We start from the raw sequence: 22,423 nt of genomic DNA, 5'->3' as shown, positions 1-22,423 counted from the left end.
AAGATTTTTTGCTAAAGTTTACTTTTTATTTTCAATCCGTTTAAACTTAAAATAAACTAAATTAGGTAACTATATACGAGTTTACACAAACTTACTAAATAGAAATCAGCAAATCATTAAAAAATAATATCTGCCGTAACTTCACTCAAAAATAAAGCTATGGCAGATATTAAAAAGATAACCAATGAGGAATTGTTTGAAGAATTAAAATCACGTGGGTTTACTTTGATTTCGGACGGTCGTAAAGAAATGGACTCAATGGTTGTTTCCGTTAAACCTTTTCAAAAAGATGTTTATTATACATTCCAAAAAGACTGGTATAAATGCGTAAGAGGTAGTGGGTCAAACTAAGGACGATGCTCAGTAAGTCCAGTCCACGTTGAACCAATTAAAGTTGAAACTATTAACCCATAACTTAATTTATACTACACCTAATTTTGAATTTACCAGATTCCTGTGAGTAGAATAAAAAGCAAACGCTTTGTTTTGTTAAAAGTTGAATTGCAAATCTAATTAAAGTTTAAGACTTGCAAAAGATTTATTTTTCCGATTTAGGATCAAATCCTAATCCCTTTTTTAGTTTTTGGTCAAAGTCAGATAAATTACTTTCTTGTTCAGCTTGTTTTAAAAATCCGCTTATACTAAATTCTGATCGTGGGGGAATTTTACCAGATACTTTAATTTCAGCTACCACTTTATCAAAATCAGACTTATATTCTACATCTTGAATTACTCTAAATTTTTCATATTCATTTTCTGCTATTTTTTTTGCAATAGATTTTGAAACTTTTCCAGAATCTTTTAATATGTCATATTCATTGAATGATAAGAAAGCATCTAATTTTACAATCCAATCTAACATTTTCATTTCTCTATTTCTGTCTGCCATATTTTCTGCAAAATCTAAATACATAGTAACAACTCTATTCAAATTTCTTATTTCATCTTGATTCAAATAATTTTTAGCAACTGTAACATCAGTTTTTAGAATCTTGCCACCTTTTTTTTCATTCTTCCAAGAGGTTAATCCCATATTTTGACTTTTATAATCTGCTCTCAGTTTTATCAATTCTGCTGCTGTATGATTATGAATAGCCCAATGTAATTTATTCTGAACTGTAGCATAGAATTCTTGTGTTATTGGTGAATGAGGATCATAATCTATTGAAGTAGCATATATATCTGTTATTTTTTGATAAAAAAGCCTTTCACTTGATCGGATTTCTCTAATCCTTTCAAGTAATTCTGCAAAATAATCTTTTCCAAACATTTTATTACCCTGCTTTAATCTTTCATCGTCTAAAGCAAAACCCTTAATCATATATTCTTTTAGCACAGAGGTGGCCCACTTCCTAAATTGTGTAGCTTTGTATGAATTAACCCTGTAGCCAACCGATATAATTACATCTAAATTATAGAAATTCACTGGTTTCGTGGATGTTGCAATGTGCATTTTTTGCACATTACTACTTTCAATTAATTCTCCATCTTCAAATATATTTTGTAAATGCTTCGTTATACCACTAATATCAATATCAAATATTTCTGACATAGACTTCTGAGTAACCCAAATTGTTTCATTATTATCATCAACAATAACTTGAATGTTGGTTTTACCTTCTTCAGATTGATAAAATATAAATTTTGAGTAATTTTCTTGATTATCCATTAAGAAGTGTTTTGTAGGTTAATTTTAAAAGTAGTAAATTAAATCTGTTTTCTTCTGTATGTTTTCTTGTATTGTATCTAAATACAAACTCATCAACATACATTTGTAGGTGCTTTTTAGATGTAGCATGATATATTCCATACATGCCACGTTTTAATAAAGACCAGAAGCCTTCAATAGTATTTGTATGTATACGCCCGTTTACGTATTCTGATTGATTATGCTTTACAATGCTGTGATCGTAAATTTTAGAAACACCTTTATAACCCAACCACTCATCTGTGTATATTTTAGCACTTTCTTTTACGTCTTTAATTATTTTTCTAGTTAATGTATTTGACTTTACGTCTTCAACTTTATAAGCGTTCAATTTACCGTCAGGTTCAACCATTCCAACTACTGGAGTTTTATCCTTTGCGCTTCGTCCTTGTGATCCATCAATCTTTTTATTTGCGTGGCGATTTTTATTCTTTCCACCAATATAAGTTTCGTCTGCTTCAACTTCGCTATCTAAATCATTATTATTCTCAATGCCAAAACATTTTTTAATTCGTTGTAACATGAACCATGCAGACTTTTGAGTAATATCTAAGTCTCTGCCTAATTGTAGAGATGAAATTCCTTTCTTGTGAGAGGTAACTATATAAATAGCCAAAAACCATTTCTGTAACCCTAATTTAGTGTTATCAAAAATGGTATTGGTTTTAACGTTAAAGTATTTGCCGGTATTTTTACATCGGTATTTATTACCTTTGCAATTGTAGACTTTTGAAGTTGGATCAAATGGAGAAATTACATTACCATTCCATCTTAACTTTTCCAAATGTTCAATACATGATTGTTCGTCCGGAAAGGCTTTTATAAGATCTAAAATTGATTTGAAATTCGTGTTAATCATAACATCTGCTATTTATAAAAGCAAATGTAAGAACTTAATTACACAACAACAAATTTAATTTATGTAGAATTATATATAGTCACCTTAAATTATTTATAGCCTTTCGTTCAGCTTTGTGACTCAATTTTTAATTATTTTAAACAGGCTTCAGTCAGTATATCATTGTGTACAATAGAAAATAATACAAGCATATCAATTTATCACACAATATATTACAATTTTATTTTCACTATTACTTTATTTTTAAAAAAGTCTGCATTATTTCATTAAAAATATTTATTCTGTTATTTTAATATGTACAAATTATATTGAAATCTACAATATAAAAAACAAATTTCATCACAATGAAGTGATGTATTTATATTTACATTTGAACCATCAACGCTGATAAAATATTTTCTATCTATTAAAACTGTATGTGCACAGTACAAAGTCGATATGTAGAATAACCTATCCCTATGCCAGGGATGATATGGCAGACAATATATTAATTTAAAAAATTCAAAACATGAAAAAGCTTACAGGAATGAAGGGTAATTTCTCTTCTACAGAAAACAGAAAATTACAAAGAAAAGATTTAAAGTCAATCCACGGAGGTTATCTGAAAGCAGATTACAGCTATGTAGCAACAGACGGTGGAGCTAACTGCTATGATAAGCAGACTTGGAAAGATGGTACGTTGCAGTCTACACTGTATGTAGGCTGTTAGTCGTAAACAATGTAAACTATAGAGGTTCATTCCTCTATAGTTTTTAATACTACTGAACTTTATCGCTATTTTACTCTTTACCTAATCTACAAATCTATGAGGAAAAATACTGCATACTATTTTATATATACCTTAGTTATTAGCCTGTTTATTTTTTCTTCCTGTAAAAACAGAAATCTAAATTATATCGCCTATTATAACAAAGTCAATGAAATTGACAGCATCTACCGATTCAAAAAAGATACACTTTCTGCGATAAAACAATATAAGAAGCTTTTCAGGAAATATCCACCTTTAAATCAGGATCGTATCCAGGAATATGAAACTTACATCAGATTCGCTGATCAGCACCATAAAAATTTCGGTGGAAAAAAAAGCCTTTATAAACTGATTCCTTTAATTGCCCCTTATTGGCAATATAGAAAGGAGGATACCCGCTTTATACAGTTATATAAAAAATATGGTATAAACCGACAGGAAATAGATCTGGAAGTAGCACAATGGAAAAAAAGACTTAATAGAAAACTAATAGATTCATTCACCGTTGCATTTAAGCGTGATCAAGACAGTCGTAAAAACAGTTTGGATATCATTAAAAATGACAAAAAAAATGCTGAAATGCTGAAATGGATGTTTGAGAATGAGGGATTTCCCAGCCTTCAGAAAATAGGTTTATGGAATGGTGACTTTTTTATGCCATCAGGTCCATTATTACTTCATATGGCTGATTACGATGAATATCACCCCTACTTCAAGACCAAAATATTAGAATATGTAAAATCCGGTGAATGTCCTCCGCGGGACTATGCGGCAATGATAGACCGGTATTATCTGCATATTCTTAAAAAAGATCCACCTTACTGGGTTTATATAGGAAATGGTAACTTAAAAGATTCAGCAGTTATCAATCGTAACCGAAAAAGTGTAGGGCTGCCTGGTCTTAGGCATGCACAAGTTATTACCAAAGACTTTTCTAAAAAGAATAAAACGGAAAAATGATTCTGATTATTTCTCAAAATCAAGAGATCACTACAACTGAAGTTATAAAATGGCTGCTGAAAATGGGTAAGCCTTTTATTCGTGTCCATGAGGACGAAGTTTTTAAAATTAAAACAAAAGAAAAACGGATCTATCTGGAAAGTCAAAGAAACAGTTTTTTTATTGATGATATTACCAGCATCTGGTACAGAAGAGGAGGATTAGTTTTTGAGCATTTACAATACAAAAATGAATCCATCAATCTCAATATGAATGAATACCAGCACTGGCTGGAAGATTATGTAAGGAAGACGTTAGAGTCTAAAAAACACATCAATAAAGAGAGTAACAGTGATGTCAATAAATTACTGGTGCTGAAGCAGGCACAGAAATTTGGCTTAGACGTCCCTGCTTATTTTCTTGCAGATACTACAGACGGGGTGCAACTTGAAAAAACTATTATCAAAACCATTGGAGGCAATCCGCGGGTGGAAAACATCACCAAAGATTCCACAGGCATGATGTACACCTCTGTAGTTAAAGAATATGAAGATGCCAGCTTCTTTGTTACTTTTTTTCAGGAAAAAATTGAAAAAGATTTCGAGATCAGAAGTTTTTATCTGAACGGCACCCTATGGTCCACAGCCATCTTTTCCCAGAATGATGAGCAAACTAAAATTGATTTCAGAAAATACAATAATCAAAAACCTAATAGAAACGTCCCTTATCAACTTCCAAAAGATGTTGAAGATAAAATCCATCTTCTGATGCAGTCTTTAGATCTCAATTGTGGCTCCCTGGATTTTATTAAAAGCGGAAACAAATATTATTTTTTAGAGGTCAATACCGTAGGACAATTCCTGGGATCTTCTGTCATATGCAATTATTCATTAGAGAAAGAAATTGCAGATTATTTATGATCCTCCTAATTTAAAAGAATAATATCCCCCATATGAAAAAGAATTTTATTCCAAAAGAAAAACACCCACTACCTCTTATCTATAAAAATGTGGAGGTCGTAAAAAATAAAAAGAGAGAAAAGCCACATTTCAATATTACCATAGAATGTGAAAGATACCAAACTGATTTCTATGTAAAACTAAAACCTCATAAATCCCTGGTAAGACTGACATGAAATATTTCAACCTATTCAGCACTATTTTCATCACAAAAGGAGCTAATAGAATCCTTGTGTCAGATTTACAGAGAAACACGTCGGAACTGTATCCTCTGGAGCTGTATGAGCTTATTGAAGAATTGAAGGCTCATCCCATTGAAAATATCCTCAGCAATTACGATCATGAGTCTCAAGAGATTGTAGAGGAGTACATAGATCTTCTATTGGAAAAAGAATATGGTTTTATCACTGAAAACGGCTGGGACCATAATTTTCCTCCATTATCTTATGAATACAGAGATTACAGTACAATTTCCAATATTTTTATAGAACTTGGAAATGTAGATATTCTGCATAAACTAAAAAATTCAATAGAAAATTTGGGAATCAGACATCTGGTTATATTCTCTACAAGCAAATTTTCTTTTGATGAATTCCTGAAAATTGATCAGCTGTTTACAAACACCCCTTTAGAAAATATTGAGATTTTCTCTCCGCATCATCACCAGCTTGATCATCATTCTCTCGAAGAGCTAAGTGACAAGGTATCCAGAATTCATAGCCTTGTATTATATAATGCTGCCTGCTCATCTTTTAAAGTAAACAATACACTCAGGTTTACTGTTGATTTTATAAAACAGGATTTAAAGATAACTTCCTGTGGTATAGTTGATATGAAGTATTTTAACACGAATATTTCTAAAGTGCTGGAAGCCATGAATCACAATTCCTGTCTTCATAAAAAGATGGGTATTGATATCAACGGCAATATTAAAAACTGTCCTTTAATGCCGGAAATCTATGGCAATATCTACCACCAGAGCCTTGAAGAGGTGTTAAAAAAGTCTGAATTTAAAAAATACTGGGACCTTACCAAAGAAGGTATAGAAACCTGTAAGGATTGCGAATTCAGGAATATCTGCACAGACTGCAGGGCGTATACAGAACAGACCCATATAAACAGAGATGGACTGGACATATCAAAGCCATTGAAGTGTGGCTATAACCCTTATTCCACAGAATGGGAAGAATGGGCCCAAAATCCGTTAAAATCAAAGGCAATTCAACAGTATAGAGAGCTGGAAAAAAAAGAATAGCTGAAATCCGATTTCTCTACTATAAAATTCCTTCCTCTCTCAGCCAATACAAAACATCTGCTATCTGAAAAACTTCCATTTCGGAATGATAGCCAACATTCCAAATCCTGTAAAAAGGAAAAGATTGGTAACATCGGTATACAAGAAGGTAGACAGGTAATAATTATGCATAAAGAAATGCAATACCAGCAATGCCGGGAACATAAAGATTCCCACTTTTCTATAGAAGAACATCAACACGAGGCCAATCATCATCAACGCATCAATGGAAAAGATAACGTAAAAGTACCATCTTGGAATTTCAAGATATTCATGCTGTAAATATTCATCCACATCAATTCCAAGTCCCATAACCGTAAATAACATCAGGGCAGCAAATGCCAGTACAAATCCCCATCCTTTCTTCGGATCTTCATCAAAATAGCTGTATTCTTCCATGGTACAAAAATAAAGAACTTATGAGAGATTTCATAAGTTCTTTTATAATAATTCGTTTAAAATTTGAATTAGATTGAGATCGCGTTGATCAGTCTGTTTTTGTCACTTAAGTACTCTTCCATAGAGATCATACTTTCTGTTCTCATTACATCCTGAATATCATCTATCTGATAGATAATTCTTTTTGCATCTTCAGTGTTCTTAGCTCTTACTTTACAGAAAATATTATATTTTCCTGAAATAACGCTAGCTTCAATTACGTTAGGAATAATTGACAGTTCTTTCAATACTTCCTGAGTACGGTTTGATTTTGTCAAAAGTATTCCGATGAAAGCGGTGAAATGATAATCTAGTTTACCATAATCAATATTAAGAGATGATCCCAAAATAATACCTGCATCTTCCATCTTTTTCACTCTTACGTGAATTGTTCCAGCAGAAACGTCCATCTGCTTTGCAATTTCTGTAAAAGGCATTCTTGTGTTTTCTACTAAGAAATCAAGAATCTTCTTGTCTATTTCGTCCAGTTGATAGTTCATATTAGTTAAATTACAATTTCTTTAAAAAATCTATGTATTTTTTGCAAATTTATAAAAAATAATTTAACTAAAAAAATTATATCAAACATTAACAATAATTAACACGGATGATAAAAATCATTAAAATATTCAGATTATTTCCCTGCTGATTTTATAGAATCTGTTTTTATTTCACTTTTAGCCTCAGTAGATTTTTTATCTTTTTTCTTCTTTTTGAACAAAGAATTAAAGCTTTTGCTCCATACAACTCCCATTCCATAGGCTTGATTAGCAGAACCGTTGGTACTTACCATACCAATATTGGTAGGTTTTGAATATCCTCTCAGGACCAGAGTACCGTCATTTTTTTTAGAAAGATCGTACTCTACAGATCCCTCTCCTGAGAGATAATTCGTCTGTGTTCCCTCAGTTTTTGTTAACGGAATACCCAATCCTGTTTTTACATTTATCCTTGGTGAAAGGGCTACACTTACTCCGGCGTTGGCTCTATCTCCAATGTTGGCATTCTGATCTCCTTTTACGTAGTTCAGGTCAATCTGGAATTCGTTACTCATTGTGTTCAGAACAGATCCCAGCTGCTTAAGAAGCATATTATATCCGGATGATTCCGCTACATCTCCAACATTAACGTCCACACCTCCTGTATTGGATACATTAAAGGTACTCAACAGCAATACTGAACCAAACTGAAGAACCTTCTCTCCTTCCTGGCTCATTTTTGCAGCTAGCGTTTCCCTTACCTGGCTGGAAACATCCATAGCAGTCACATCAAGATCTACTTTAGGATCTATCAGAGACCTGCTGATATTGGCCTGCAGCAAAATACTGATAGGCTGAAGCTTTCCAAGACTAAGATATTCCCCCGCATTAGAAACCATCCTCATATAATTGGCGGTAATATCAAGGGAAGGCTTCATAGCATCACCATCCCATCTGATACTGCTGTTCTTTTCAATCTGGAACGTTTTATTAAGAATAGCTTTCGAAACAAAAGTTCCATTATCTACTTTATAGGTTCCGTTCATCGCTATATTTCCTTGTCTGTTCATCTGGAACTTTAACGGATCAGCAATTCCTTTTACGGTAATATTTCCTACATCATCACCAATAAGTACATTTACGGTGGTTCCTTTATCTATAGCCAGGTTAAAATCGATATACATATTGGCACCGGTCTTTTTCTTTTCTTCCAACGTAATCAGTCCGTCTTTTCCTTCTTTCAGAAACCTCAGCATTTTAAACTCTTCTACATTGGATGTAGAGCTGGAGTTAAAGGTAAAGGTACTTCCGTTAAGGGCCTTCATATTAGGGGTTGTAATGCTCAATCCGGAAACAGGTCCGTCCACATAAAGATCCCCCTGACCGTAAACTCTTCCCCAGAACAGGTCAGAATCCTTCTGCGTACTGTTCAGAACCAGTAGATTATCTGCCCTCATTACCAGGTTGACCCCCATTGAAGAAATAGTTTCAAACTGAATCGCTCCGGAAATATTTCCTTTAGAATTCGATCTGCCATCATGCACCTCAATATTGTTAAGTATCGCAAGCCCTTTGGTCAGCTGAATCACAGTATCATCAAATGAATAATCTACTCCTGTGAACAATAATTTCAGCCCAAAGTCTTTTAAAGCAATATCTCCACTGTAATCAAGATTATTAAGCTTACCGTTAATTTTAAGATCTCCTGTCGCCTTTCCTCTTAAATTTCCAAAAACAGTATGTACAAACTGCTGCGTAAATGAAAGATCAAAATCCCGCATTTCTGCTGTCAGGTCAATAACCGGCGAAGCAGTATTGTTATTAACGGTACCTGTCAGATTCAGACTGTTGTTACCAAGCACCCCTGCTGAATTTACTTTTACATCAATATCATAAACATTCAGCGAGAAACCGTTGGTGGCAGAAATGGAAATATCTCCCATATCATTGCCATTCATTTTAATATCATCAATATTAAGATCCACCAAAGGCTGTAGTGTACTTTTATCCATTTTGATCTTTACACTTCCATTAGCAAGGCCTTTTATATCCATACCATTTCCTCCGGACTGCATATCCAGAAGTTTTTCTATGGCAAAATCATTGATGTCAGCATCTACGTAAAAATCTTTAGCTGATTTAAACTGCGCTTCTTTAATAAATAAAGCACTTTTATCAGAGTATACTCTCAGATTTCGGATATCAAAATCCCCGGTTTTCTTTCTATAGGTTATAGAATGATTAAGTTCCGGGCTGGTATCTATTGCCCAGGTAACTTCATTGAATTTAACTTCAGTAGGCTCAAATCTGAAAACATAGTCTCCGGCAGCATCGGTAGACTGGTCAACGTTAATTGCATATTCCTTAAGTTTATCTTCAATTTCATCTTCAGGACTGCCATGTTTAAATACCGTTGATAAATGCAGGGTATTACTGTTTTCATTATTGCCTTTAAGCTCAAAGTCTTTAATGACATTCTTATTATATACAACTCTGTTTATTTTTGCATACAACTGCTGATTAAGATCGGCAGTATTAATTCTTACTTTAACACTATCCACCACAGCACTGTCTCTGCTGATATTTTTGCGGTCATTAATCTTATAATCAGGGTTTGATGCGGCTAAAGCCTTATCTGCATCGGTAATTTCATCTTCTTTTGTCATGATGTATTTCAAAGAAGAAGCATCCAGGTTTAAAATTAAATTATTAGAATTGCCATCATATTCTCCTTCTACTTTCGCTCCCTGAGGAAGCTTCAGATCCGGCAGAAAATAATTAACCAATCCTTGCTGTATATCGAAGTTCAGTGCAAAATTCTGCCCACGATACAGCTTTCTTGGTGGCGGACCTACTAATATTTTGCCTACTCCATTTTCTACCATGCCGGCAAGGTCAGCAAGACTATATCTTCCTGATATTTTTCCTGTGGCAGCGCCCGGGGCATCTACATCAATTACTCGGCCTCCTCCATCAACAAATGTTTTTACTTTGGCATTGGGAATGGTATATTTTTGGGTTGCAGTAGCAAATTGAAGATCATTGGCATTAACATCCAGGGTGAGATCATTAATAGACGACATAGACATTTTACCATCTACTTTCCCGCTTACAACCTGGCTTCCCGGCTTGTTGGTAAAATAATTCATATTCAGATAACCAACATCTGCATTGACATCCATGGCCACTTTAGAAGTGCTGAAGTCGATAAGTCCCTTAATTGTTGCCTTAGCCTGATCGTCATTTACGGTAATAAGCCCGTTATATTTTTTATGATCCAATAGCCCGTCCAGATAGAGATTACTGATTACCTTATCCATTATCTCAATACTGGCAATCTGAGATTTAGTAGTAAGACGCATGGTATTAACATCGAAACTTTGTCCGTTAAGATCAAATTTACCCGAAATCAGCCCCACCGTTTTATTCTTAGTAATAACAGAAGTATTGAGGTCTTTCACTTCAAGATATCCTGAATATTTAGGCATCGCACTGCTATACGCTGTAAGTGATAATTTGGATATTTTAGCCTGCCCAATTCCTGTCAGTAAATTACCATTTTCCACGTATACCTGCTCCGGAGTTACTTTTGCCGTTCCATTATACTTCAGTTTTCCGAAATCATCAGCAAAATTCTTCATTTTTTTAGATATAAATGAAGGCATCATCGCTTTTAAATCCTTATAGGTAAAATCTGCAGCAAGGTTTTTTGTTTCAATAGCGAAATTTCCTTTCAGCAAATTATCAACTTTCATAGTTTGGGTGGCAATATTGACATCTGGATTCCTGATCAGAAAGTTTTCAAGATGAAACTTATTTAAAGGCCCTGTCATTTTTCCGGCAATATTGAATGGCTTACTGTTATCCCAGTTGGTCACAAAATAGCTGATGTCATATCCACTTACCTGGCTTCCCTGCTGGATATTCATATCCCATCTAACCCTATCAGCAAAATCAGACCACGAACCATCATGAAGGTTAAACTTAATATCTCCCTGAAGTAAGGTATGATCTGTATTTAATGTTAAATCTTTTAATGATAAAAACTGGTGGGTTAAAGAAAGTTCTGTTGAAAAAGTATCTACAATATGTGATTTTCCCCATCTTGAGGTAACAAATGACATATTGTTGATCAGTGCAGACACATTAGGACCATTAACTTTAAGATTCGGTGCTTTTAAATTGAATTTTGTAGCAGTAAGCCACCTTCCCTGTTCTCCCGGAGAATTCCGATTAACAATGGAAACCTTAGAATCAATGATCTGTATTCTTGAATTCAGCTCAAAAGGCTTTTTCTTAGGATCCCTTTTCTTTCCATCATCAAAAAGCTCTGTAAATCTTATAAAATTGGAAATACTGTCTCCTTTATAGGTAATTACTTTTATATCTGCATTTACAAGTGTCAGAGAATTGAAACTTAAAGAATTGCTTTTTCCTGAAATAGCATTGGCAGCAAGAGATATCCAGTCTGAATCGGCGCGAAATTCACGTGCCGTAATAAAATTTAAGCCTTTATAGTCTCTTACTTTTAATCCTTTGATGGTTACATCCCCAAAGTAATTGACATCCACACTTTCTGTGGAAAAGCCGGATTTAAAATCATTATTAACAAGCTTTAATGCCTGATCTGCTGCCCATTGTTTGGTGACCGGAAGATTAATTGCTACCAGTATTCCACCCACAACAACAATTCCCAGCCAGAAAAGAATCAAAAGAAGCTTTGCCCACCATGAATAGCTGGTCACATCTTTCATTGCCTGCTTACCGAATTCTTCAGCGGTTTCCACAGGATGATGAATAGCATCTGAAGCAAGTTCAGAGGCTTCTTTTACTGTTTCCCGAACCTTGTCTTCAACATTCTCAACAGTTTTCTGTACCTGATCCCCTAGGTTTTCAGCTACAGATTTTTTATTCTCATTCTCGTTATTATTCTCTAACTTTGCCATTATTATGAGCGACTCTATAATTTTAGGTATTGAATCGTCTTGCGACGACACCTCAGCAGCTATCATCAAGGGGAATTCTATTCTTTCAAACATTGCCGCAAGCCAGGCCATCCATAAAGAATATGGTGGTGTAGTTCCTGAATTAGCTTCACGAGCCCATCAGCAAAATATTATCCCCGTTGTTGAAAAATCTTTTACTAAAGCAAATATACAACAAAATGCAATTTCAGCTATAGGATTTACACGTGGTCCCGGACTTTTAGGATCACTTCTTGTAGGAACATCATTTGCTAAATCTTTGGCAATGAGCCTCAATGTCCCGTTAATAGAAGTAAACCACCTCCAAGCCCACATTTTAGCCCATTTTATTGAGGATGCAAATCCTATGCCGCCAGCCTTTCCTTTTCTGTGTCTTACCGTAAGTGGCGGTCATACCATGATTGTACTGGTAAAAGATTATTTTGAAATGGAAATTATCGGGAAAACAATTGATGATGCTGCAGGAGAAGCATTTGATAAAATAGGAAAGATTTTCGACCTTGATTATCCTGCAGGTCCTATTATTGACCGACTTGCCAAAGAGGGAAATCCTCATGCTTTTACATTTAATAAACCAAAGCTAGAGGAATATAATTATTCTTTCAGCGGTATTAAAACATCGGTATTATATTTCATCCAGAAAGAGGTCCGTAAAAATCCGGATTTCATTAAAGAAAACCTTAATGACCTTTGTGCCTCAGTACAAAGATCCATCATTGAGATTTTAATGAATAAGCTTGAAAAAGCAGCAAAAGACCTCAACATCAAAGAAGTTGCTATTGCAGGCGGTGTTTCTGCCAATTCTGCATTACGCAAAGCAATGGAAGACAATAAGGATAGATTGGGATGGAATATTTACATTCCAAAATTTGAATATACAACAGACAATGCAGCCATGATTGCTATGGTAGCAAAATTGAAGTTCGACAAAGGTGAGTTTACAGATCTCAGAACTTCTGCAACAGCAAAATATGATTTATGAAAATACTCTTAGAAGAAAAAGTACTGGGAACCCATTCTAAAAAGAACTCAAAATATTATTGGGTACTGGAAACCATTACGGGAAAAAATGATGATCCGGGAAATTCTTTAGACTATCTTCCCTCAAGTTCTGAAAAAGGATACATTCAGGATGTAAAAGAGGAAATTATAGAAAAAATAAATTCAGAGCATCTTTTCAGCTTTCCGTATACTCCAAAAGAAGGGGATTATCTATCTATTAAAAACAATTTAAGAAAACAGGAATACCTGAATTTGATTTTCATCAACAACAGTTGGAAGGAAGAAATTTTCATCTGTACTTACCGTGACTGTGATACGGACATTTACACCACAATAAAAACAGGAGTTGCATTCTTAACGCAGGATATATGAAACTATTTTACGGAGAAATAGAAGGTACAAAAGTCATCATCAACGACGAGGAACAACAGCATATTGTAAAAGTTCTCCGCATGAGAGCGGGTGAAGATATTCATGTAACTGATGGAAAAGGGCGTTTAGCTTCTGGGAAACTTATCATAGAAGGTAAAAGAGCAGGTATTGAGGTAGTGGAAATCAAAGAACACCTGGCTGATTTCAATCCAAAGCTTCATATTGCTATTGCACCGACAAAAAATATTGACAGGATAGAGTTTTTTGTAGAAAAAGCTGTAGAAATGGGAATTTCAGAGATCAGTATCATCATTACAGAAAAAACAGAACGTAAAAACATCAACATTGATAAAATCAGAAAACAGAGTATTGCCGCGTCAAAACAAAGTCTAAGATTTCATTTTCCTGTTATTAATGATTCTATCAGGCTATCTGATTTTCTAAAAAACATGGATCCTCAGCATACTTTTGTGGCACACTGCCATGAAAACCTGGAAAGAATTGATCTCACCAATATCCCGTCATCAGACCATTATACTTTTCTGATAGGTCCGGAAGGTGATTTTTCTGAAAGAGAAATCGGATACTTATCTGAAAACAGCATAAAAGCTGTATCCCTGGGGAATCAAAGACTGAGAACAGAAACTGCAGGAGTATTTGTTGCAGCCTGGAATTATAATAAAATGATTTAAGTATTCAGTACTTTAGCTTCACTCCGTTTGAAAAGAGGAAGCAGCATATGATATGGAAAGAAAATAACAAGCAGTAAATAATTGGTATTCTCAAAATCGGCCAGTACAAACTTTGCCGTGTATGTATGGAATATATAGAGAAACAGCATAAAAAATGTAAGCAATTTCCTGTTAAAAGCTCCTAAAAAGCAAAGAAACTGAAGACCAATTCCCAAAACCGTTAATATTACCCAAAAGTTTTCATAGGCATACATTTCTTTCATCCAATCAGGGATTGCCATATCGGCTGCCCAGTAATTATCATAGGTATTGAGTTTTGCGGCATTTTTATCCAGCCATGTAAGTTTTGGTGTATGTTTAATGATATTTTTAGCTGTTCCTAATAATTTACCCATCCCAGCAAGCGTATAGGTCATTAAAACACCCAGATAAAAATACTGTACAAGCTTATAATCTTTATTTTCAAGATTTTTGGGCAGTAAAAAAATACTGAGAAAATAAACCAGAATGATCACATGATTATCATGGTGAACCCCGAAATTAGCGGATAATGGAAGGTTTATAACTGCCATTAATAAAAAGATTATGACATTAAACCAGTAAGATGGCTTAAAAACAGACGCTACTACACATATTCCACAGGCAACAATAAGCCCGGTAACCATAAATATCCCGGGAAATTCAGGAAATATGATTTTTTCAAATCCAAAAACAGGATCATAAATTTCTTTTGGCCTATTTCCCAACTCAATAAACTTTAGAAATTGAACAGTCAGCCAGTATAGGCTGAATACTCTTAATACGTAATAAACCGTTTTATAATTAAATACGGTAAGCTGAGGGTAGTTCATTAAAGTTTAGTAATAATTTTTTTATCAATTTTCATCTTTTTTTCACCTATCTCACGGGGACTGTACATCTCTTTATACAAAAGATACTCCTGAAATTCAGGTCTTGTATCCCTGGCAAAGATTAGAAGCTTCTTCCTGTTCAATTCTTTATCTTCATTATGGTCAATCTTTCCTCCATAGGCATTGACAATAAACTCCTCATCGTTAGCTTCATAGCTTTTAACAGGGGTATTTAAAATCCTTATCGTATCACCATGATTGATTCCATACAGTTTATATCTTTCTCCTGAAGCTTCTCCCCCACTGGGCACTGTAAATAGTTTCCAGCTTGCAAAAGGATATATTTCATTATAACCCTTTTCTTTAATAGCAAGACTCGTAAGAGACATAAAAAGCGAAAAAAAGAATAGGTATTTGGTATATTTTTTCATTGTATTTATTCCAAATTATGGTCTTTACGGTACTTTGCCAGAATTTCTTTCCCGCTCTTTATAGAGTTCACAGCCCATCGAAGTTTCATTTCCAAACGCTTCTGGTCATTCAGTTTATAATCGATCCCTGATCTCATCAGTTTCTGTTTCAGTTCATACATACAGATTCCTGCTGCTACAGAAACATTGAAGCTTTTGGTAAGCCCATACATCGGAATAGCCAGTGTTTCATCTGCAAAATCTATGACTTCCTTAGAAACCCCTTTCAATTCTGTTCCAAAAACCAGTGCAATAGGTTCCGTAATTTGATAATCAGGAAGCATCACTGCATTTTTCTCCAGAGATACAGCCAGTATTTTATATCCTCTGTCTTTAATATTCTGTAAGGAAGTAATATTTTTAGGTACTTTTTCAACTTCTACCCAGGTTTCAGCTCCTTTGGTTACGGTAAGGTTAGGATTAAAAACGTTCTCCTCCTCCATAGCAACTACTTTATGAAAAGCACATGCTTCTACAGACCTTATAATAGCGGCTGCATTTCTGAACTGATATACATCATCCATTACAGGGAGCACAAAATCTGAACTTTCGTGGGAGAAATGTTCAATTTTTGTCAGTCTTTCGTCTGTTAAAAATTGTTTTAAATACTCAAAAGTTTCTGCTAAATCTTTCATCCATTTTCAAATCTTTGCAAATTAACGTAATTTTGGGCTATGAACCTTAACCTGTCTCAAATTCTTAATTAAAAATAGTACATGAAGCGAAAAGTCCTGCTCATCTATACCGGGGGAACCATCGGTATGGAAAAAGATTATGAAACCGGTAGTCTCCGCGCCTTTGATTTTGGAAATATATTTGAAAAGATGCCTGAAATGAAGCTCATGGAATGTGAGGTTTTTGTTCATCCTTTCGCCAAACCGCTGGATTCTTCAGATATGGGACCCGAGGAATGGAAAGTTATTGCCAATTACATCCTTAAAAACTATAATGATTTTGACGGTTTTCTGATCCTGCACGGAACGGATACCATGTCTTATACCGCATCGGCATTAAGCTTTATGTTAAAAGGATTAAAAAAGCCGGTCATCATGACAGGATCTCAGCTGCCTATTGGTGATCTGAGAACGGATGCCAAGGAGAATCTTTTGACAAGTCTTTACTACGCAAGCTTATATGAAAATGATGAAGCTGTTATTCAGGAAGTGGCGGTTTATTTTGAATATAAATTATTGAGAGGAAATAGAACATTGAAATATTCAGCAGAGTATTTTGATGCTTATGCAAGCCCGAACTATCCTATTTTAGGACAATCGGGAGTCCATCTGAATATTATTAAGGATAATCTTTTCCGCTGTGATCCCACGGTAGAATTTCATGTTGATGAACATATTTCAGAAGATATTTTATTCTGGAGAATTTTTCCGGGAATGCAGCTGAGTCATTTCAGAGAAATACCCAAAATGAAAGTGCTTATTCTGCAGGTTTTTGGTTCCGGCACTATATTCAGCAGTGAAAAAACCCAGGAAACGCTTCAGGAAATTAGAAATAACGGAACGGAAATCGTAGTGGTAAGTCAGTGCATTTCAGGAGGTATCTCCTTTGGAAAGTATGAGAACAGTAACATTTTCTCAAGAATAGGAGCTATCAGCGGCAGGGATATGACTGCTGAAACCGCTATAACCAAAGCCATGCACTTAATTGACAATCCCAACTATTCCGGAAGCTTTGCCGATAACTTTACAAAAAGCCTTTGTGGAGAAATTACCGATTAAATTGCAATAATAATTTGGATATTCCAGAAAATACCCTATTTTTGCAATCTCAAAAAGAAAGGTGTCCGAGTGGTTGAAGGAGCTACCCTGGAAAGGTAGTATACGGGTAACTGTATCGAGGGTTCGAATCCCTTCCTTTCTGCAAGAAAAGCGCTGATTGTCAGCGCTTTTTCTTTTTTATTCCAGTTATACTTTTATTTTCCTGTTTTATTTTATTAGCTTTATTGGGTACAAAAAGCTTGCTTATTACCTTATATGAGATTTAAAATTAAAGAATTTCTTGAAAAAAATGAATTTTACATTTCTATTGTGATCATGTTTTTGATGATAATAATTTTTATAATTTCGTTTTTCCTTGCTGGAAGCGGAGCACCTAATATGGGTTTTTAAGGCTTCTTCCATGGTTGGATAATGCTATCTGATCAAATAGACATGGAAAAATGTTTATTAAATTCATGCTCATCAATAGCAAGGACGTATTAATCTCATAACGCCATCTGCGTTGTTTTCCACGCAATAAACCTGAATAGTTTGTAAGATCAGTTTTAGTTTTCCGCATTTCTGTATGCATTCTGCAGATCCAGTTCCTGAACCGTATTGCTTCCGTCATTTCCAAGATTACTTCGGATTTTATAGAGTTTTGAACTTGAATTTTTATAATCGAGTTTATATTGCCCTCCATTGAAACAGTTTTTTCAGAAAATTTTCATCCGTAACATTTATAGATGGATGTTTTCTATTAATTCAAAAAAAAAAAAAAGTAAAAAATCAGATTATTATTGTCGTATATATTATATTTGCAACAACAAAAATATATAAAATGAGAAAATTAGATTTTGCATCTTTGCAGGTAAGAGATGTAGAGGTTTCAAAAACCTTTTACACAGAAAGGCTAGGATTTGAACTATCTGATGCAACAAACCCACATGCCTGTATTTTTAAGTACAATAAAGGGGAAGCAAGTTTTGCTATAAGGACTCCTATTGGGAATATAGAAAGTAAAGAACTGGGTGTTGGGGTTTCACTTTGGTTTGCGATTGACGGAAAAATTGAAGAGCTTCAAAATCAACTGATTGAAAAAAGCGTGGCTCTTTTGGGGACAATCAACAATACTCCTTTTGGGAAAACACTGATGATAAAAGACCCGGATGGCTATGTTATTACGTTTTTAGAACAAATTAAGGCTGATAACAATGAATAACCGGGACACAAAATATTGGATTATCGTGGCATCGAAGGATCATGTCAAAAATGGAATTGCAGCAGGGATCGCACAGACATGCCACGGAAAATCAGCACCGTTAAAAAGAATGAAAAAAGGAGATTTTATAATCTATTATTCTGGAAAGCAGACAATGGGTAAACCGGACAAGTGCCAGGAGTTTACCGCATTGGGAAAGGTGATAGATGACGAAATATATCAGTTCCAGGTCTCTGAAGGCTTCTGTCCTTCAAGACGTACTATTGAATTTTCAAAGTCTGAAGACACCTCTATTCTTCCTTTAATTGACAACCTGGATTTTATTCAGAACAAAAAAAGCTGGGGTTATCCGTTCCGGTTCGGTTTCTTTGAAATCAACCAACATGATTTTAACCTGATTTCATCACATATGCTTCAATATCATTATGCCTAAAGAAATAGAATTCCATTTTAAAAGTCCAAACGACAGTCCGGGGTATTTGCTTGGACAGCTAACAATGCTTTGGCAACGGAAACAAAAAAAGGTTTTGGACCCTCTGGACCTTACCCATACCCAATTTGTGCTGTTGGCAGCTTTAGGCTGGCTTTCAAAAAAAAGTGATGCTGTTACCCAGATTGATATTGCCACACAGAGTAATGCTGATAGAATGATGGTGTCAAAAGTTTTACGAACCTTGGAAGAAAAGGGGTTTTTAACCCGGCAAGAACATGAAACTGACACAAGAGCAAAAATTGTCCGGTTAACAGCTACCGGTGAAAAAATATTGCAGAAAGCAATCATTGAAGTAGAAAATGCAGATCTGGACTTTTTTGACATATTAGGGACCCAACTGCCTTCATTTAATAGTGCCATACTACAGCTTATTGAAAAGAACATTGAGTAAGCAGTCTGTACTGACATCTTTGGGAAAGTCAGAGCCTTGCTGGTTACGCACTTAAGGTATAAGTATTTCTACTCAAAGTCACAATTGGTTATTTGTACTCTACACCATTCGCTTTCTTCTTTGTTACTTTGAAATAGAAATAACCATCTAAACTTAAATTACCATGACAACAACCAGCGTAAACGTAAATTCATCCGGCCAGGTTCAACTTGGTGGCGGGGCTCAGTTCTGGGTTTATATCTCGCCTCAAAACGACACCTCTGCAATGATCACTACATGGCGTGTAACGTTCTCACAGGGAAATTGGAGCGATTCTATCTCAAGTGAAAATCCTACCAAACAAATTCAGACTCCTAACCTTTCGGGGATCTTTGACATTAAAGTAGAACTATTAAGTGGCTCAACAGGCAGCTGGCGACAGATTCCTCCTCAGGCCGGAAGCCACAATGAAATAGGATGCAATTCTAACTGTGCTTCCATGGTGGGCATTGTTGCCGACAGCACCCATCCATTTATTGGTGCTATTAATGCACATTTCTGGACAACCTGGGATGCCATGTGCAAAACAGGAAATTAATAAACTATTTCATATTCCCCAATTGCCGCAGTTTTTTTGCACTATCAAGATGTGGATTTCAATCCTACATGTTGCACCTGCAAAAAAACTGTGGCAATTCGTATTTAGCCATCACTCTAAAACAATCTGACATACAGTACTTTACTTTATTTTTCATTATAAATAGTAGAAAACAGAAGGTTACACACAAACAGCCAATATGTTTTCCACAAGTTTTCAACAAAAAAACTTTGCGGTCAGTTCAATATATGCTGATGAAGTTTTCCGGCATGACAGGGAATGCTGGGTAATAAATCTTTAAAAAAAACTGCCTTTATATAGACCGCTCCAGAGAGAAAATTTCTATTGAATAAAAATTTTCACAGATCCCGGATTCCTAAATTATTCCTAAATCACCTGTTACTTTTGTCATGTTTTTAAATAGTATTAAGGGAATTTAAGTAAGCAGTGAGCACATGGAACATCATAATTTTGTACTATGAAATACTCTTTCCGGAAATCATTTATTCTTAGGTTCTCACAAAAATTACAATCAATAGTGAAGAAGTTATTCATGATGTTTAGTATAAAGAAAATTTTAGCAGCCTTATTTTTAATAGGTTTTACAGGAAATGTATTAAAGGCACAGATCAGTCCACCGGGACTGGGTGATGCCAATACAGCGTTATGGACAGCTTTTGGAGTAAAGCGCCAACTGGATTCATTAGGAAAAAAACAGGCTTTAAGTTATATTGCAATAGGACGTAAAAGCAGTCCGGACAATAACAACCTCCTTTCTAAACAGGCAATTCTTGTATTGAACCATGAGGTCTACCATTCTTTTGCTCCTCATCAGCAATACAGCTATGCCCTTAGCTACCGCCGCCAGCCACAATATGAAAACAGCGCTCCTTACGAAAAAGAAAGTACTGAGCAGGAATTCAGGATCTACGGAAGATATGCCTATACTTTTGATCTTGGAAAAAAGTGGAAATTAAAAAATACGGTCCGACAGGAATTCAGAAAATTTTTCGCTGCTGATTTTAGCAAAGTGGAAGAAGATTTCCAATTGAGAACCCGTATTAAAAGCCAGCTGACATATAATTTATCACCAAAGAACAACCAAAAATTAGCATTAAGTGCGGAAGCTTTATTTTCTATAAGCCATCTTAATGAACCGGATCCACAGTGGACTTCATTTGGATACCGAGAAATGCGTATTGCAGCCTATTATATGTTTAATATTCCAAATACTCCTTTTACAGTAGACGTAGGCTATATGAATGATCTCATCAGAGACAGCAGAAGCATTCACCATGGTGGTGTTCATTATCTTGCTGCGGATCTTATCTGGAATATACCTTATCATAAGAACTAATCTATTTGACATCATAAAAAATCCCGACCATTACTGACCGGGATCTTTGTTTGAAAAACCTCAAGGTCTTTCAACAATATAATTAGTATGAATGTTTGGTTTAATTTAATTGCATATGGTAAGAAACTGCCGGCTCATCTGTACTTTAAATTTAGCCTCTGATCTTGACTGTGCGTAGATGGTATGTTCAAAGGCCAGTACTGTTTTCAGTTTCTGATCGATAAATTCTGCTATTTCTACAAGAGAGAAAATAAAATCCCGGTAGACAGCCATATTAACCGTTTGCCCATAATAAGGAAGATAAGCTTTCAGGAAAGGGATAGCCGTCTGGTGTTTGTTGTAATTGACACAATATCCTGTTCCTTCCCTCGAAGTGATAATTTCATAGTCATTGATATAATCAAGGATATTTTTACCGCCATTCAGGGCTTTGCTGTTTTTTGAGCAATATCTGTTGATTTTATCCAAAATATACTGAGCATATTCCATCATCGAAATGGTTTTCCATTCAAATACATGGCTCATTCCTTTTTTAGGGAACTTCCCATTATCACAGCTTGTACAAAAAGAGATTCCAATTTTTTCATGATAAGGAAAAAAACAGTTATTAATCTCAATGGAAGCATCTGCCTGTACCCTATCTTCTGCAAAATTGTAATAGATATAAGGACTATACAAGGCTGCAAGGGCTTTCAGATAATCTGTTTCACCTGTATTATGATATTCTTCGAACCATTTTTCAAGGTTGTCGTAATAATAACTTTCAAAGTCTTTAAAGTTTAAGTAAAATGGCAATTCCATAGCTCTGTAATTTTGATAAGACAAAGCTATTGCTGTAATGCGACAAAACTTGACGTGTTTTTATTTTATTCTCT

24 protein-coding genes and 1 tRNA gene are annotated in these 22,423 nt (G+C 34.9%); 16 read left to right on the top strand and 9 right to left on the bottom strand.

Annotation, left to right across the window (positions count from 1 at the left end; translation table 11 throughout):
- The first annotated feature begins 159 nt into the window (after positions 1 to 159).
- Complete coding sequence (locus MP478_RS11015) at positions 160 to 351, top strand: hypothetical protein (protein WP_257200481.1); 192 nt, start codon at positions 160 to 162, stop codon at positions 349 to 351.
- Positions 352 to 538: 187 nt separating this feature from the next.
- Here the strand turns inward: MP478_RS11015 and MP478_RS11010 are convergent, their stop codons facing one another.
- A complete protein-coding gene (locus MP478_RS11010) occupies positions 539 to 1,669 on the bottom strand; it encodes a virulence RhuM family protein (RefSeq protein ID WP_257191494.1) in 1,131 nt (376 codons plus the stop codon).
- A complete protein-coding gene (locus MP478_RS11005; protein ID WP_257200480.1) occupies positions 1,662 to 2,567 on the bottom strand; it encodes an IS1595 family transposase in 906 nt (301 codons plus the stop codon). Before MP478_RS11005 ends, MP478_RS11010 begins: the two co-directional genes overlap by 8 nt.
- A gap of 508 nt (positions 2,568 to 3,075) precedes the next feature.
- Here MP478_RS11005 and MP478_RS11000 point away from each other — a divergent pair.
- The 5 genes from MP478_RS11000 to gwsS all read left to right on the top strand — a co-directional run bounded on the left by MP478_RS11000 (position 3,076) and on the right by gwsS (position 6,468).
- Positions 3,076 to 3,276, top strand: coding sequence for a TIGR04139 family peptide modification target (locus tag MP478_RS11000; protein WP_230038820.1), 201 nt, complete (start codon positions 3,076 to 3,078; stop codon positions 3,274 to 3,276).
- A gap of 96 nt (positions 3,277 to 3,372) precedes the next feature.
- Positions 3,373 to 4,275, top strand: a complete 903-nt coding sequence (locus MP478_RS10995) for a hypothetical protein (protein WP_257200479.1) — start codon at positions 3,373 to 3,375, stop codon at positions 4,273 to 4,275.
- Positions 4,272 to 5,174, top strand: a complete 903-nt coding sequence (gwsG, locus tag MP478_RS10990; RefSeq protein ID WP_257200478.1) for a grasp-with-spasm system ATP-grasp peptide maturase — start codon at positions 4,272 to 4,274, stop codon at positions 5,172 to 5,174. The genes MP478_RS10995 and gwsG overlap by 4 nt, the downstream gene beginning before the upstream one ends.
- Positions 5,175 to 5,206: 32 nt before the next feature.
- On the top strand, positions 5,207 to 5,389 hold the full coding sequence (locus MP478_RS10985) for a hypothetical protein (protein ID WP_257200477.1): 183 nt from the start codon (positions 5,207 to 5,209) through the stop codon (positions 5,387 to 5,389).
- Positions 5,386 to 6,468, top strand: coding sequence for a grasp-with-spasm system SPASM domain peptide maturase (gene gwsS, locus MP478_RS10980; protein ID WP_257200476.1), 1,083 nt, complete (start codon positions 5,386 to 5,388; stop codon positions 6,466 to 6,468). The genes MP478_RS10985 and gwsS overlap by 4 nt, the downstream gene beginning before the upstream one ends.
- Before the next feature lie 60 nt (positions 6,469 to 6,528).
- On the opposite strand, the gene MP478_RS10975 is transcribed toward gwsS, so the two are convergent.
- The 3 genes from MP478_RS10975 to MP478_RS10965 all read right to left on the bottom strand — a co-directional run bounded on the left by MP478_RS10975 (position 6,529) and on the right by MP478_RS10965 (position 12,370).
- Positions 6,529 to 6,906, bottom strand: coding sequence for a hypothetical protein (locus MP478_RS10975; protein ID WP_257191489.1), 378 nt, complete (start codon positions 6,904 to 6,906; stop codon positions 6,529 to 6,531).
- 68 nt (positions 6,907 to 6,974) lie between these two features.
- On the bottom strand, positions 6,975 to 7,445 hold the full coding sequence (locus tag MP478_RS10970) for an Lrp/AsnC family transcriptional regulator (protein WP_202271032.1): 471 nt from the start codon (positions 7,443 to 7,445) through the stop codon (positions 6,975 to 6,977).
- 134 nt (positions 7,446 to 7,579) lie between these two features.
- Positions 7,580 to 12,370: a translocation/assembly module TamB gene (locus MP478_RS10965; protein WP_257200475.1), complete on the bottom strand. Its 4,791-nt coding sequence runs from the start codon at positions 12,368 to 12,370 to the stop codon at positions 7,580 to 7,582.
- 4 nt (positions 12,371 to 12,374) lie between these two features.
- Between MP478_RS10965 and tsaD the strand changes: the two genes are divergently transcribed.
- Genes tsaD through MP478_RS10950 form a run of 3 tightly spaced genes read left to right on the top strand, consistent with a single transcriptional unit; the run spans position 12,375 to position 14,475 of the window.
- A complete protein-coding gene (gene tsaD, locus MP478_RS10960) occupies positions 12,375 to 13,391 on the top strand; it encodes a tRNA (adenosine(37)-N6)-threonylcarbamoyltransferase complex transferase subunit TsaD (protein ID WP_047489148.1) in 1,017 nt (338 codons plus the stop codon).
- Complete coding sequence (locus MP478_RS10955) at positions 13,388 to 13,783, top strand: hypothetical protein (RefSeq protein ID WP_230038807.1); 396 nt, start codon at positions 13,388 to 13,390, stop codon at positions 13,781 to 13,783. Before tsaD ends, MP478_RS10955 begins: the two co-directional genes overlap by 4 nt.
- Complete coding sequence (locus MP478_RS10950; protein ID WP_230038805.1) at positions 13,780 to 14,475, top strand: 16S rRNA (uracil(1498)-N(3))-methyltransferase; 696 nt, start codon at positions 13,780 to 13,782, stop codon at positions 14,473 to 14,475. Before MP478_RS10955 ends, MP478_RS10950 begins: the two co-directional genes overlap by 4 nt.
- Here MP478_RS10950 and MP478_RS10945 read toward each other — a convergent pair.
- From MP478_RS10945 to MP478_RS10935, 3 genes are read right to left on the bottom strand one after another with little or no spacing between them, the layout of a single operon-like run.
- Positions 14,472 to 15,326: a hypothetical protein gene (locus tag MP478_RS10945; RefSeq protein WP_257200474.1), complete on the bottom strand. Its 855-nt coding sequence runs from the start codon at positions 15,324 to 15,326 to the stop codon at positions 14,472 to 14,474. The genes MP478_RS10950 and MP478_RS10945 overlap by 4 nt on opposite strands.
- The gene (locus tag MP478_RS10940; protein WP_257191485.1) at positions 15,326 to 15,757 is read right to left on the bottom strand and encodes a hypothetical protein; all 432 of its coding nucleotides are present in this window, start codon (positions 15,755 to 15,757) and stop codon (positions 15,326 to 15,328) included. Before MP478_RS10940 ends, MP478_RS10945 begins: the two co-directional genes overlap by 1 nt.
- 5 nt (positions 15,758 to 15,762) lie before the next feature.
- On the bottom strand, positions 15,763 to 16,431 hold the full coding sequence (locus MP478_RS10935) for an RNA methyltransferase (RefSeq protein WP_257200473.1): 669 nt from the start codon (positions 16,429 to 16,431) through the stop codon (positions 15,763 to 15,765).
- Positions 16,432 to 16,512: 81 nt separating this feature from the next.
- On the opposite strand from MP478_RS10935, the gene MP478_RS10930 reads away from it, so the two are divergent.
- The 7 genes from MP478_RS10930 to MP478_RS10900 all read left to right on the top strand — a co-directional run bounded on the left by MP478_RS10930 (position 16,513) and on the right by MP478_RS10900 (position 21,548).
- Positions 16,513 to 17,529: an asparaginase gene (locus MP478_RS10930; RefSeq protein WP_257191483.1), complete on the top strand. Its 1,017-nt coding sequence runs from the start codon at positions 16,513 to 16,515 to the stop codon at positions 17,527 to 17,529.
- Between the two features lie 55 nt (positions 17,530 to 17,584).
- Positions 17,585 to 17,671 (top strand) — tRNA-Ser (locus tag MP478_RS10925).
- Positions 17,672 to 18,349: 678 nt separating this feature from the next.
- Complete coding sequence (locus tag MP478_RS10920; protein ID WP_257200472.1) at positions 18,350 to 18,730, top strand: VOC family protein; 381 nt, start codon at positions 18,350 to 18,352, stop codon at positions 18,728 to 18,730.
- A complete protein-coding gene (locus tag MP478_RS10915) occupies positions 18,723 to 19,163 on the top strand; it encodes an EVE domain-containing protein (RefSeq protein ID WP_257200471.1) in 441 nt (146 codons plus the stop codon). The genes MP478_RS10920 and MP478_RS10915 overlap by 8 nt, the downstream gene beginning before the upstream one ends.
- Positions 19,156 to 19,614, top strand: coding sequence for a MarR family winged helix-turn-helix transcriptional regulator (locus MP478_RS10910; RefSeq protein ID WP_257191479.1), 459 nt, complete (start codon positions 19,156 to 19,158; stop codon positions 19,612 to 19,614). Before MP478_RS10915 ends, MP478_RS10910 begins: the two co-directional genes overlap by 8 nt.
- Before the next feature lie 163 nt (positions 19,615 to 19,777).
- Positions 19,778 to 20,191 (top strand): hypothetical protein, encoded by a 414-nt coding sequence (locus MP478_RS10905; RefSeq protein ID WP_257200470.1) that lies wholly within the window; start codon positions 19,778 to 19,780, stop codon positions 20,189 to 20,191.
- 553 nt (positions 20,192 to 20,744) lie between these two features.
- A complete protein-coding gene (locus MP478_RS10900; RefSeq protein WP_257200469.1) occupies positions 20,745 to 21,548 on the top strand; it encodes a DUF2490 domain-containing protein in 804 nt (267 codons plus the stop codon).
- Positions 21,549 to 21,653: 105 nt separating this feature from the next.
- On the opposite strand, the gene MP478_RS10895 is transcribed toward MP478_RS10900, so the two are convergent.
- The gene (locus MP478_RS10895) at positions 21,654 to 22,349 is read right to left on the bottom strand and encodes a hypothetical protein (RefSeq protein WP_257200468.1); all 696 of its coding nucleotides are present in this window, start codon (positions 22,347 to 22,349) and stop codon (positions 21,654 to 21,656) included.
- Between the last annotated feature and the right edge of the window lie 74 nt (positions 22,350 to 22,423).

This window comes from Chryseobacterium sp. WG14 (assembly GCF_024586945.1).
Taxonomy (GTDB): domain Bacteria; phylum Bacteroidota; class Bacteroidia; order Flavobacteriales; family Weeksellaceae; genus Chryseobacterium.
This window is presented reverse-complemented; position numbering and strand designations above follow the sequence as displayed.

Bases quoted from the DNA above. Each gene is read 5' to 3' on its own strand.
- MP478_RS11015 (WP_257200481.1), top strand. From the start codon at position 160: ATGGCAGATATTAAAAAGATAACCAATGAGGAATTGTTTGAAGAATTA.
- MP478_RS11010 (WP_257191494.1), bottom strand. From the start codon at position 1,669: ATGGATAATCAAGAAAATTACTCAAAATTTATATTTTATCAATCTGAA.
- MP478_RS11005 (WP_257200480.1), bottom strand. From the start codon at position 2,567: ATGATTAACACGAATTTCAAATCAATTTTAGATCTTATAAAAGCCTTT.
- MP478_RS11000 (WP_230038820.1), top strand. From the start codon at position 3,076: ATGAAAAAGCTTACAGGAATGAAGGGTAATTTCTCTTCTACAGAAAAC.
- MP478_RS10995 (WP_257200479.1), top strand. From the start codon at position 3,373: ATGAGGAAAAATACTGCATACTATTTTATATATACCTTAGTTATTAGC.
- gwsG (WP_257200478.1), top strand. From the start codon at position 4,272: ATGATTCTGATTATTTCTCAAAATCAAGAGATCACTACAACTGAAGTT.
- MP478_RS10985 (WP_257200477.1), top strand. From the start codon at position 5,207: ATGAAAAAGAATTTTATTCCAAAAGAAAAACACCCACTACCTCTTATC.
- gwsS (WP_257200476.1), top strand. From the start codon at position 5,386: ATGAAATATTTCAACCTATTCAGCACTATTTTCATCACAAAAGGAGCT.
- MP478_RS10975 (WP_257191489.1), bottom strand. From the start codon at position 6,906: ATGGAAGAATACAGCTATTTTGATGAAGATCCGAAGAAAGGATGGGGA.
- MP478_RS10970 (WP_202271032.1), bottom strand. From the start codon at position 7,445: ATGAACTATCAACTGGACGAAATAGACAAGAAGATTCTTGATTTCTTA.
- MP478_RS10965 (WP_257200475.1), bottom strand. From the start codon at position 12,370: ATGGCAAAGTTAGAGAATAATAACGAGAATGAGAATAAAAAATCTGTA.
- tsaD (WP_047489148.1), top strand. From the start codon at position 12,375: ATGAGCGACTCTATAATTTTAGGTATTGAATCGTCTTGCGACGACACC.
- MP478_RS10955 (WP_230038807.1), top strand. From the start codon at position 13,388: ATGAAAATACTCTTAGAAGAAAAAGTACTGGGAACCCATTCTAAAAAG.
- MP478_RS10950 (WP_230038805.1), top strand. From the start codon at position 13,780: ATGAAACTATTTTACGGAGAAATAGAAGGTACAAAAGTCATCATCAAC.
- MP478_RS10945 (WP_257200474.1), bottom strand. From the start codon at position 15,326: ATGAACTACCCTCAGCTTACCGTATTTAATTATAAAACGGTTTATTAC.
- MP478_RS10940 (WP_257191485.1), bottom strand. From the start codon at position 15,757: ATGAAAAAATATACCAAATACCTATTCTTTTTTTCGCTTTTTATGTCT.
- MP478_RS10935 (WP_257200473.1), bottom strand. From the start codon at position 16,431: ATGAAAGATTTAGCAGAAACTTTTGAGTATTTAAAACAATTTTTAACA.
- MP478_RS10930 (WP_257191483.1), top strand. From the start codon at position 16,513: ATGAAGCGAAAAGTCCTGCTCATCTATACCGGGGGAACCATCGGTATG.
- MP478_RS10920 (WP_257200472.1), top strand. From the start codon at position 18,350: ATGAGAAAATTAGATTTTGCATCTTTGCAGGTAAGAGATGTAGAGGTT.
- MP478_RS10915 (WP_257200471.1), top strand. From the start codon at position 18,723: ATGAATAACCGGGACACAAAATATTGGATTATCGTGGCATCGAAGGAT.
- MP478_RS10910 (WP_257191479.1), top strand. From the start codon at position 19,156: ATGCCTAAAGAAATAGAATTCCATTTTAAAAGTCCAAACGACAGTCCG.
- MP478_RS10905 (WP_257200470.1), top strand. From the start codon at position 19,778: ATGACAACAACCAGCGTAAACGTAAATTCATCCGGCCAGGTTCAACTT.
- MP478_RS10900 (WP_257200469.1), top strand. From the start codon at position 20,745: ATGATGTTTAGTATAAAGAAAATTTTAGCAGCCTTATTTTTAATAGGT.
- MP478_RS10895 (WP_257200468.1), bottom strand. From the start codon at position 22,349: ATGGAATTGCCATTTTACTTAAACTTTAAAGACTTTGAAAGTTATTAT.